Source organism: Pseudomonas sp. IT-P2 (genome assembly GCF_949767575.1).
Taxonomy (GTDB): domain Bacteria; phylum Pseudomonadota; class Gammaproteobacteria; order Pseudomonadales; family Pseudomonadaceae; genus Aquipseudomonas; species Aquipseudomonas pharyngis.
The window spans coordinates 83,614-95,623 of sequence record NZ_CATKQA010000010.1; the positions used below are offsets into that span (position 1 = coordinate 83,614).

Genomic DNA, 12,010 nt, shown 5'->3' on the forward strand with positions numbered 1-12,010 from the left:
CCCGAGACTCACGATGCGTCGTCTGCTGATCTGCCTGTTGCTTGGTTTCCTACCGCTGTTCGCTGGTGTCAGCGTCCATGCCAGTGAGACCACACGCCCGAAAGTCGGACTGGTGCTATCCGGCGGCGCGGCCCGTGGCCTGGCGCACATCGGCGTGCTCAAGGCGCTGGAAGAACAAGGCATCAAGATCGATGCGATTGCCGGCACCAGCATGGGCGCGGTGGTCGGCGGGCTGTACGCCTCGGGCTACAAGATTGACGAGCTGGAAAAACTCGCCCTGACCATCGACTGGCAGCAGGCATTGTCCGACGCCCCGCCCCGCAAAGACGTACCGTTCCGGCGCAAGCAGGACGACCGCGATTTTCTGGTGAAACAGAAGCTGAGCTTTCGCGACGACGGCAGCCTCGGCCTGCCCTTGGGCGTGATCCAGGGCCAGAACCTCGCGCTGCTGCTCGAAAGCCTGCTGGCCCACACCAGCGACACCCGGGATTTCGACAAGCTACCGATACCGTTCCGCGCCGTGACCACCGACATCGCCAACGGCGAAAAAGTGGTGTTCCGCAAGGGCCATCTGCCCCAGGTGATCCGCGCCAGCATGTCGATCCCGGCAGTGTTCGCCCCGGTCGAACTCGACGGCAGATTGTTGGTGGATGGTGGCATGACCGACAACATTCCCCTCGATGTGGCGCGGGAAATGGGCGTCGACGTGGCCATCGTGGTCGACATCGGCACCCCACTGCGCAACCGCAAGCAACTGGTGACCGTGGTCGATGTGCTGAACCAGTCGATCACCCTGATGACCCGACGCAACTCCGAAGAGCAACTGGCGACCCTGCATCCCGACGACGTGCTGATCCAGCCGCCGCTGGCGAGTTTCGGTTCCACCGATTTCGGCCGAGGCCAGGAGATGATCGACGCCGGCTACCGAGCGACCCAGGCCCTGGACGTACGCCTTGCCCGCCTCAAACCGGTGCAGTCGCAGGACGCTGAGCTCAACGCCGCCCGCGCGCCGGGCCAACGCACGCCGATCATCACTGCGATCAAGGTCGAGAACGACTCGAAAGTCGGCGATGACGTGATCCGCTATTACATCCGCCAGCACATCGGCGAACCGCTGGATCTGGGTCGCCTGCAATCCGACATGGGCACCCTGTACGGTCTCGATTACTTCGAGCAGGTGCAATACCGCGTGGTGCACAAGGGCGCGGATCACACGCTGGTGATCAGCGCGCGCGGCAAGCGCACCGGCACCGATTACCTGCGGGTCGGCCTCAGCCTGTCGGACGACATGCGCGGCGACAGCGCCTTCAACCTCGGCGCCAGTTACCGCATGAACGGCATCAACCGGCTCGGCGCAGAATGGCTGACCCGGGCGCAGATCGGCGATAAACAAGAACTGTACAGCGAGTTCTATCAACCGCTGGACGTGGGCTCTCGCTACTTCGTGGCGCCTTATGCATCGTTCGCCGCGCAGAACGTCGACTCGGTTCTGGACAACGATCCGATTGCCCAGTATCGCGTCGAGCGCTACGGCTTCGGCCTGAATGTCGGCCGGCAGATCGGCAACAGCGGCGAAGTGCGCTTCGGGGTTGGCGAGGCCTGGGGCAAGGCCGATGTACGGATCGGCGATCAGGACCTGCCGAGCGAAAACTTCAACGAAGGGTTCTATGCGCTGAAGTACTCCTTCGACTCGCTGGACAACGTCTACTACCCCCACGAAGGCGAAGACATCGGCCTTACCCTGGTGCAGTTCGAACCGAGCCTGGGCTCCGACACGCGCTATCGACAGTGGGAGTTCAAACTGGACAAGGCCATGAGCAGCGGCCCGGACACGCTGATTCTCGGCGGTCGTTACGGCCGTACGCTGGACGATGCCAATGTGGTGACCTCCAGTTTCCTGCTTGGCGGCGCCCGGCAATTGTCCGGTTTCCGCGAGGACGCGATCTCCGGGCAGAACGTCAGTCTGATGCGTGCGGTGTATTACCGCCGCCTCACCCCCCGCTCGTACCTGCCGCTGGACTTCCCGCTGTACGCCGGCGCCTCGCTGGAACGCGGCCGGGCGTGGAACAACGACAACGAGTTCGACAGCGGTTACATCAACGCCGCCAGCGTGTTCATAGGCTTCGATACGCCGCTGGGGCCGCTGAATTTCAGCTATGGCCTGAACGATGCGGATGAGCAGGCGGTGTACCTGAACCTCGGGCAGACCTTCTGACAGCGGTCAGCGAATCCCCGCCAACAGCGTGCGCGCCGTTTGCCTGAGGGGTTCGTCGGCTTCCTTGAGCAGTTCGTTGAGCAAGGCAATGGCGCTGTCGAGATCGCCGTCGTCGATGCAGGTCTGGGCCTGTTCGAGTTTGCCGGCGTTTGCGGCGTCCGAGGGTTCGGATTCCGGCGCCTGCAGCTCCAGTGGCTCCAGCGAGAGCGACGTGCCGGGATCGCCAAATTCGTTGAGAAAGTCCTCGTCCAGCGGCTGCGCTTCCGGCTCGGCGATCCATTCCAGTTCGGCGGTTTCAGCGTCGTCGGGCAGGGTTTCCGGCAGTTCGAAATCCTGTGGCAGTACCTGCAGATCGGAGCCGAGCGTTGATGGCGCCTGTTCAGGTGCGTCGGTGGTGGAGCGAGTCTCCTCAAGATCCCAACTCGACGCCATCGAGAGCTGATCCAGGTTCAGTTCGAAATTGTCTTCGGGTTCCGGCTCCACAGGGGGTTCGATCGGCAGCGCAGCAATCACCGGAGCCGCTGCCGCCAGAGGTGCGGCGCTGGCCAGTTTCGGGTAGCGGGCGCGAATCTCCTGCAAGCGCTGATCCTCGACCCCGAGCTGGCGCAGGCGGTTTTCCTGCTCGTCATAGATCGGCGTGTCGCCCTGCCGCCCCAGCACTTCAAGCAACTGCACGCCAAGGTCGATGCGCTCCGGTTCCCGCTGCAACGCATCGCGCAACAGACCGGCAGCCTCGCCCAAGCGTCCGTAGGCCAGATAAATGCCGACCGCTTCCAGCACATCACCGTTGGCGTGTTCCTCGCGATGTTCGACAGCACTGTGAACGGCACTCGGCTGCATCGGTTCGGCGTCGTCGACCGGGGGTTCGTTTCGAACCGGCAGGAACGGTGTCGGCGCCTCAGCCCCTTGTTCCTGCTGGCGGTGCCGACGCACATACAGCCCTGCCACCAGCAATCCCAGTACCAGCAGCAGTCCGCCGAGCAGCGGCCAGTTGAGTGAATCCTCCGGGGACTCAACCGGGGCAATGACCGGCGCAGGCACAGGCGCCACGGGTGCGACAGGTGCCGGCGGCGCCTGTTGCACTTCAATCAGATGGGCCTGCAAATCACCGAGCTGTTTCTTGCCGTCAGCGATCAGCACTTCCTGCGCCTGAAGCTTCACGTTCAATGCATCGATGGTTTTTTGCAGTTGCTGGTTCTGCAGAATGCTCGCCGCCAGTTGCTCGGCCTGCGCGTCGGCGACCGGAGCCGGTGGCTGCACCGGCGCAGCAGGTTTGGCCGGCGTAGTTGCGGTGGGAGTCTCGGGGGTCGGGAATTCCGAGGATTGCGCGCGCGCCGTCGGCTCGTCGGTGGCCGGAACAATTCCCGGTGAGCCCGGCGGGTCGATCAGCACGGTGTATTCGCGCAGCAGGTGGCCGTTGGGCTGATCGAGCTGCACCAGGAAATTCAGAAAGGGTTCGTTGACCGGTTTGGTCGAAGTCACCCGGATCATGTTGCGATTGCCGCGCAGGATCGGGGTGAACTTGAGGTTGTTGAGAAAGAACACGCGCTCGACGCCGGCGCGGCCAAACTCGTCCGCCGAGGCCAGACGAACCGCCAGTTCGCTTTCGCTGACACCCCCGACATCCACCAGCGCGATGTCAGCCTTGAGCGGCTGATTGAGGGCTGAATGCACGGTGATGTCACCGAGCCCCAGCGCCAATGAGGCGGTGGACCAGGTGAGAACACCGGCCACCAGCAGCGAGTTGGCGCAACGCTTTACCACGTGCCGACTTCCGAGCATGAGCATCCCTTGAATAAGCAAAACCGACTTCTATGCGTTCGCACATCCGGTACGAACACGATATTGCCCAGTAGTTCTTATAGTCCGCCCAGCGCGATCTCTCAAAAAAACGGCACGCGGTTATGCCTCAAGACTTTTCCAGGTTAGCCAGAATGTGCCCGTGAACCCGCATGCAGACCTTAAGATCCGCCTCGTCGACGCCTTCGAACAATTCCTTGCGCAATTGTGTTGCGATGGTTTCGATCTGTTCGATCAGCGGCAATGCCGGTGAGCACAGCACGATTTTTTTCGCCCGGCGGTCTTCCATCACGGACTGGCGTTGCACCAGGCCCTGGCTTTCCAGGCTGTCGAGCAGACGGGCCAGGGTCGGCCCTTCGACGCCGACGCTCTGCGCCAGCTCCCGCTGAGTCGGCGCCTCTTCGAAACGCGCCAGATGCAGCAGCACCAGCCAGCGTGCCTGGGACAAGCCCAGACCGGCCAGCCGGCGATCCAGTTCGGCACGCCAGCCACGGGACATCTGGGCCAATTGCATGCCAAAACGGTGTTGATCGGTTAACGGCATAAAACACTCATGATTAGACTGAACAAATAGAGAAAAACTAATTATTAGTCAGCTAAGCATGACATTTGGCTATAGGCAAGAGGCGTCCTGTACTGAATCGTTACATCGGTATAGCGGTTGGCACAAACGCCCTCTCACATTTCAAACTCGGATTGCAGCGCAGCCCGTACGCAATACAGCACACCTTCAGGCACTCGACCGGCAAACAGCTCGGCCACTTCGGCGACCGACGGCAACTCGCCTTCGCCGTCGAGGAAAGCATCCTGCACTTCGCCCATCAGGTCTTCCGGCAGATCCAGCGCCTGTTCCAGCGACAGCTGCTGCTTGCCGATGGCTTCGGCGAGCATGGCGTAGACGTTCTTTTCCGAGCACTGCAATTGACCGGAGATCTGCAACGGCGTCATGCCGGCGCGGGCCAGGGTGATCAGTTCGTGACGCACGTCGGCCACCACTTTCGGCGCCTCGGCCTCGCCGCCGAGCACTTCGAGGAAGGCCTCGCCGTAACGCTCCAGCTTGCGCGCGCCGACGCCGCTGACCCGGGCCATGTCCGCCAGCGAGGTCGGCTGGCTGCGGAGCATTTCCAGCAGGGTCGAGTCGGGGAAGATGACGTACGGCGGCACGCCGTGTTCTTCCGCCAGTTTGCGCCGCAGGGCGCGCAAGGCTTCCCACTGTTCGCGTTCTTCGCCGCGCACCAGTTGACTGGCCGGGCTCTTGCTGCCGCTCTTGGCGGTGATCTGTGGTTTGAGGTCGCGGCGCAGTTCAAGGGTCACTTCACCCTTGAGCAAAGGCCGGCAGGTATCACTCAATCGCAGGCCGCCATAGCCTTCGTGATCGACATCCGCCAGACCACGGGCCACCAACTGACGGAACAGCGAGCGCCATTCGCTCTCGCTCAGCGCCTTGCCGACGCCGTACACCGACAGGTGCTGATGGCCGAAACTGCGGACCTTTTCGTTGTCCTTGCCCAGCAGCACGTCCACCAGATGGCCGACGCCATAACGCTGGCCGGTGCGGTAGATCGCCGACAGCGCCTGACGCGCAGGCTCGGTGGCGTCCCAGGTCTGCACGCCGTCGGTGCAGTTGTCGCAGTGACCGCACGGCTCGGGCATGTCTTCGTCGAAGTAGGCCAGCAGCGCCTGACGGCGGCAGCGGGTTTCTTCGCAGAGCGAGAGCATGGCGTCGAGCTTGTGCTGCTCCAGACGCTTGTGGCGCTCGTCGCCTTCGGAGTTCTGCAGCATCTGCTTGAGCATTACCACGTCTTGCAGACCGTAGGCCATCCACGCGTCCGCCGGCAGGCCGTCACGGCCGCCACGTCCGGTTTCCTGGTAATACGCCTCAAGGGATTTCGGCAGGTCGAGGTGAGCAACGAAGCGCACGTTGGGTTTGTCGATGCCCATGCCGAACGCCACGGTGGCGACCATGATCAGGCCTTCCTCGTTGAGGAAGCGTTTCTGGTGATAGGCACGCAGATCGTTGGGCAGACCGGCATGGTACGGCAGCGCCGGGAAACCCTGCTCGGTGAGAAACGCGGCCACCTCTTCCACCTTCTTGCGCGACAGGCAGTAGACGATGCCGGCATCGCTGCGCCGCTCGGCCAGGAACGCCAGCAACTGCTTGCGCGGCTGCTCCTTGGGCACGATGCGGTAGAAGATGTTCGGCCGGTCGAAACTCGAGAGGAAACGCTCGGCATTCTGCAGGTGCAGGCGGGTGACGATTTCTTCGCGGGTACGCTTGTCGGCGGTGGCGGTCAGGGCAATGCGCGGCACGTCGGGGAACATTTCCGCCAACTGCCCCAGTTGCAGGTATTCCGGGCGGAAGTCATGGCCCCATTGCGATACGCAGTGCGCTTCGTCGATGGCGAACAGGGCGATGTTCAAGCCTTGCAGGAACGACAGCATGCGCGGCTGCACCAAGCGCTCCGGCGCCAGATAGAGCATTTTCACTTCGCCACGCTTGATCCGGTTGGCGAGGTCGCGCTGCTGTTCGGCGCTCAGGGTGGAGTTCAACGCGGCGGCGGCCACGCCCAGCTCTTCGAGAGTGGCGACCTGATCGTCCATCAATGCGATCAGCGGCGATACGACCACCGCCAGGCCATCGCGCAGCAGCGCCGGCACCTGGAAGCACAGGGATTTGCCGCCGCCGGTCGGCATCAGCACAAGGGCATCACCGCCACTGGCCACGCGCTCAATGATTGCACCCTGACGGCCACGGAAACTGTCGTAGCCGAAGATGTCCTTGAGGACGCGTTGAGCCTGTTCGAGCATAAAAACTCCAAAAATCCACCGAAACATCCCTGCACAGGCTGGTTCAAGACAGCCGAGGCTGCTTTAAACAAAACGTAAGCTTGCATTGCATGCGCCGTACATAATCAGCCGCGACACCGGCAGGGATCGCAAAGCGCGGCAGTATACCCGAGCCCTTCCCGGCAAAGGGCACCGCCGATAAGAAGCTTGTGCGGGCAAATCTGCCGTGCGGCTGGCTTGAGGGCTCAAGAAGGCCTAGAATTCCCGCATTGTTTATTCCCCCAAGGTAGCCCTTTAATGTCCTTCGCCGAGCAACTAACCCGCCTGCAAGTCTTCCTCGACGCCGACGAGCTGCATGAAGAGGCGCTGGACTACGTGGCCGCTCACGGTTACCTGACCGCGCTGTCGATCTGCGCCGAAGACGTGCCGGAGCGTGAATGGATCGACGCCCTGTTCGCCGAAGAGCCGCATTACAGCAGCGAAGCGCAGCGTGAAGAGATCGAAGCCACGCTGATCGGACTCAAGGCCCACATCGCCCGCCAACTGGCGTCGGACGAAGAGTTCGAGCTGCCATGCGAACTGGACCTGGGCGACGACCCGGACGATTCCGAACTGCGCGGCTGGTGCATCGGCTTCATGGAAGGCGTGTTCCTGCGCGAAGCGGCCTGGTTCGAAACCGCCGAAGAAGAAGTCAGCGAAATGCTCCTGCCGATCATGGTCGGTTCGGGCCTGTTCGACGAACAGCCCGAGTTCGAAGACATCGCCAAGGACGCCAACCTGATGGACGACATGATCGTGCAGATCCCGGAAGCCCTGACCGCGCTGTACCTGCTGTGCCAGGCGCCCGACGAAAAACCGGCGATCCTCAAGCCACGTCACCACTAAGATCCGGCCTATGGACAATCCCATAGGCAACCGCTCCCTGATGTTGCGCTACATCCTGCTGGCCATCGGCTGGCTGAGCGTGGCATTGGGGGTGATCGGGATTTTCCTGCCTGTTCTCCCCACTACCCCCTTCCTCCTGCTGGCAGCCGCCTGCTTCGCCCGCAGCTCTCCGCGTTTCTATCAATGGCTGGTCGAGCATCCCCGGCTCGGGCCATGGATCCGCGATTACCTGGATGGCAACGGCATTCCGCTCAAGGGCAAGGTCTACGCGATCGGGCTGATGTGGGCGAGCATTCTGTTCTCGTGCTACCTGGTGCCGCTGCCTTGGGCCCGGGGGTTCATGTTGACCAGCGCGGTGCTGGTGACGGTTTATATCTTGCGGCAGAAGACGTTGTCCAAACCCTGATCTCACCCTGCCATCAAGCTTTTCAAAGCAACGAACCGTTCATCGGAAACGCTAGCCGACCTGTTATTTCTGACAGTCGACAATTCCCTCGCTTCACGCCTTAAATCACTCCAGTCCCGGATCCACAGCTCGAACGTCCAGATGTGCGTTCATGCCCGGTAATCCTGTAATCGCCGGCCTTCGCGTCCAAAACCAGAAACCCTTGACGCCATTGGTATTTCCCTTCGGATGGAGTTGATCATGTTCACTTTCCGCCGGTCCTTGTTCCCCAGTCGTAATGAACTGTTCGCTCCGTCTTCGGGATTGTACCCACCCTACTTCGCCGACATGGTCATCCCGGTACCGGGTGCCGACGGGGGAATCAACAGAAAAGCATACGAAGCGAACGAGGCAGGGCTGTTTGCCGTTATCGACCCTTACCCGGATATGGCGATTGGTGACTTGCTGGAAGTCATCCTGAATGACAAAAAGGTCGGCGAACTCAAGGTCAAGGATGAGGACCTCGATCGGAGATGGTTCTTTTTCGTACGCACGGACGGGCTTGTACCAGGCCGCCTTTTCACCTGCCATTACGTATTGACCCGGGCAGGCGAAACCAAACCCGACGACCCATCGGCCACATTGACGCTGTTGCTGGAAGTAGACGACCCGGCCGGTGACGATGAGGAGCCCTTTGAACCTTGGCACTCGGCGCTGCCTATCGTCGGGCTACCGCAAGATGTCATCGAAAACGGCGTCACCAAACCATGGCTTGATAGCGGCGTGCCCCTGATCATCACGCGTTATCCAAACATCGCCGTGGGCGACATCATCCTCGTGAAGTGGGGCAGCGTGTTTCTTCCGCCTCATATTTTGACGCAGGCAGAAGTGGATGGCACCGTAGAGATTATCGTCATGGCCCGGCCCGAAGATATCCTGACGGCCGGCGACAGCGCCGCATTGATCATCCACTACAACATCTGCGATCTCGTTTATAACTGGAGTGTGAAGTGGTCAAAGTCCACTTCCGTGCAGGTCGATGCCGGGGTATCGCGCCTCAATGCACTCATCATCAAGGAAGCAGATGACGGAAAAATCATTCTTGCCGACCTGGACGCCAACCCTGTCACCCTGCAGGTACTGATCAAGGCCGGCGACGTCTACGCGGCGGGTGACACTCTCAAGTTCACGGTGATCGGCACCCCGATTCCCGACAGACCACCTCGAACGTTCACCGTTGAAGCCATAGTACGCACCCCGCCTTATATTCATGAAATCCCGGTTGAGTACGCATTCGTCAAACTCTTCGCACAAGGCACCCTCGATGCCTCTTATGCGTTACGTAAACAGGATGGCAGCCCGACACTTTATTCCAGGCGTACGTTCGCCACTGTGATCGGCAATCCATCATTGCTGCCGGCACCTGCCATCAGCGAAGTGGTCGGGAACATTTTGCCCGCCCTGATACAAGCGGCATCGGTGGTAATCAGATATCCCGCCATCAACAATGGCGATTTCCTGACGGTGATCTGGCTGGGTAAAAAATCCAACGGTGATGATTACCTGCATGAAGAAGAACACACCGTATCGGGCGAAGAGCAGAAGGCAGGCGAAGTGACGATTTACGTCATGGGCGAGCACGTCAAAGTCCTGGAAAACGGCAGTCTCAAACTTCAATACCGGGTATTCAACGATGATCCCGGCCAGTACGGCACCAGTGAGTCCGAGTTCCTGCGGGTCAACGTGGGATCATGGCAGGCAACGCATCCGGCACCCAAAGTTGAAGAGGCTCCGGATGACATTATCGACCCCTCGCAAACTGACAAGCTGGTTCATGTGCGGGTCTTGCCAGTGAACTGGGTCAAGGGCGATACGCTCACCTTCCGCTGGATCGGGATCAACCTTTACGGCAGTACATCCGGCTGCGTGCCGATCACGTTGGCGACAGTTGGCCAACCAGTACGATTCCGGGTGGACAAACAATATGTCTCGGCCAATATCGGCTACTACGTGAAAGTCATCTACACGTTGCTGCACGCGGCCACCGGAAAATACAGCTATTCAGACCCTCTTGAGGTGCTGGTTGGCATTCCCCTGGGCAAATTACCGCCGCCTACGGTCGCCCAGGCCCCTGGCGGCACTCTGAATCCGATGCACGCCATCAATGGCGTGGACATCGATTGCAGCTACCCGTCCATGGACGCCCTGCTCGACATACTCGGATTGAAATGGCGGGGCTCGCCAGGCGCCGGGACTTCGGAAGACGTGGAGAAACCCGCCGAGGCCACCGGCACCGTGAGATTCCACCTGCCGCCCTCCTTCGTCGGGGCCAACATCAACCGTGAGGTAGCGGTCAATTACGACGTCCAACGCTATGGCTTGTGGACCCCCTCGGAAATCCTTCCGCTGAAGGTTCTCAACTTCCCGAATCCTGAAACGGAACTGCCGCGGCCCGAGGTTCCAGAAGCAGCGGCAGGTGAACTGCTGGTAATGGAGCTCGCCGGGAACGCGAAGGTTCTGGTCAAGGCATGGCCTTTCATTGCCCTCAAGCAGTTGATCTGGCTGTATATCGAAGGCCAGGCCAGCACGGGCGACTATAGAATCGATCTACTCACCGCGCGTGAAGTGAACTCAACACAGCTCACACAAGGGTTGAATGAAACCCTGCTCAAAACGGAATTGCTGAAGCTGCTGCACGGCTCCAACGCCACCGTGGTTTGCAAGGTCATTTTCGATAACAGCACGGATGAAGATGCCGCCATCGTTTTCCCGAAACTGCCGCTGGTCATCCGCCAGCACTACGAGTACGTCACGCCTGTCATCACCACCGTGAAAACGCCATCGGGTACGGTCATTCCTGAGGCAGGTCAGACCTACGACAAGCGTTTGACGATCGAAGGGACAGCCACTCGGGCCGAGAAAGTCGATGTTCAAATCAATGGTGTACCCAAAGGTATGCCAAAGGTGGATGCCAGCAGCGAATGGACACTGACGGTGGATTTGATTGAGGGTTTGCACCGGGTAGAGGCAATTGCCCAATACGACGCCGATGACAAGGTCAGCGATCCGCGTACCTTTACAATTGCAGTCGCTACGAAGCCAAGCATTACAGCCGTTACGGACGCCAGCGGCCCGGTTGATGACAACGACACAACCTATTTTACTGAGGTCACGGTATCGGTTCATGCGGATAGTCACCAGACTGTGCAGCTTTACGACGGAATTACGGCGATTGGAAACCCGATACTTCTGGATGCAAGCGGCGCGGGAAGTATCAAGCTATCGAGCCTGAGCCTGAAAACTTACACACTCAAAGCCAAGGCAACCTATGGCGACCAACTCGAATCCGCAGTTCGAATCTTCAAGGTGGCGACTGCTTCGGCTCCGACCATCAAATCCATCACCGACGCTTTGGGTGAAGTCCCACCCAACGACATCACTTTCTATAACAGTGTGACCATCATCGGTACGGCCGTCGCCAATCAGCGTGTGCAAATCTACGACGGCGTTACTCCCATCGCTCCCGATACTCTCATCGACAACAAAGGGGAATGGACCAAAACGCTGAACGGCCTGAGCGCCACAGCCCATAACATCAAGGTCAAGGCGCTGTATGGCCCTCAACCGGAGTCTGCGGTTCGAGCCTTTACCGTGGCGGTTGCTTCGGCTCCGACCATCAAATCCATCACCGATTCCTTGGGCGAAGTACCACCCAATGGCATCACGTTCGATACCAGTGTGACCATTACCGGTACGGCCGTCGCCAATCAGCGTGTGCAAATCTACGACGGCATTACTCCCATCGCTCCCGATACTCCCGTCGACAACAAAGGGGAATGGACCAAAACGCTGACCGGCCTGAGCACAACAGCCCATAACATCAAGGTCAAGGCGTTGTATGGCCCTCAACCAGAGTCTGCGGTTCGAGCCTTTACCGT

At 60.2% G+C, this 12,010-nt stretch carries 7 protein-coding genes; 4 read left to right on the top strand and 3 right to left on the bottom strand.

Annotated features, from left to right (window positions below; translation table 11 throughout):
* The first annotated feature begins 13 nt into the window (after positions 1–13).
* Complete coding sequence (locus ACM6JM_RS06845) at positions 14–2,215, top strand: patatin-like phospholipase family protein (protein ID WP_414881522.1); 2,202 nt, start codon at positions 14–16, stop codon at positions 2,213–2,215.
* A gap of 6 nt (positions 2,216–2,221) precedes the next feature.
* Here ACM6JM_RS06845 and ACM6JM_RS06850 read toward each other — a convergent pair whose 3' ends face one another.
* The 3 genes from ACM6JM_RS06850 to recQ form a co-directional block, all read right to left on the bottom strand.
* A complete protein-coding gene (locus ACM6JM_RS06850) occupies positions 2,222–3,997 on the bottom strand; it encodes a FimV/HubP family polar landmark protein (protein ID WP_085666730.1) in 1,776 nt (591 codons plus the stop codon).
* A 127-nt stretch (positions 3,998–4,124) separates the two neighbouring features.
* A complete protein-coding gene (locus tag ACM6JM_RS06855) occupies positions 4,125–4,559 on the bottom strand; it encodes a MarR family transcriptional regulator (protein WP_007958397.1) in 435 nt (144 codons plus the stop codon).
* A gap of 134 nt (positions 4,560–4,693) precedes the next feature.
* Positions 4,694–6,823, bottom strand: a complete 2,130-nt coding sequence (gene recQ, locus ACM6JM_RS06860) for a DNA helicase RecQ (protein WP_074692296.1) — start codon at positions 6,821–6,823, stop codon at positions 4,694–4,696.
* A 276-nt stretch (positions 6,824–7,099) separates the two neighbouring features.
* On the opposite strand from recQ, the gene ACM6JM_RS06865 reads away from it, so the two are divergent.
* From ACM6JM_RS06865 to ACM6JM_RS06875, 3 genes are all read left to right on the top strand, one after another.
* A complete protein-coding gene (locus ACM6JM_RS06865; RefSeq protein WP_039765475.1) occupies positions 7,100–7,687 on the top strand; it encodes a YecA family protein in 588 nt (195 codons plus the stop codon).
* Between the two features lie 10 nt (positions 7,688–7,697).
* Complete coding sequence (locus ACM6JM_RS06870) at positions 7,698–8,093, top strand: YbaN family protein (RefSeq protein ID WP_074692298.1); 396 nt, start codon at positions 7,698–7,700, stop codon at positions 8,091–8,093.
* A gap of 240 nt (positions 8,094–8,333) precedes the next feature.
* The coding region (locus ACM6JM_RS06875; protein ID WP_414881523.1) for an Ig-like domain repeat protein at positions 8,334–12,010 on the top strand (3,677 nt) is incomplete at its 3' end.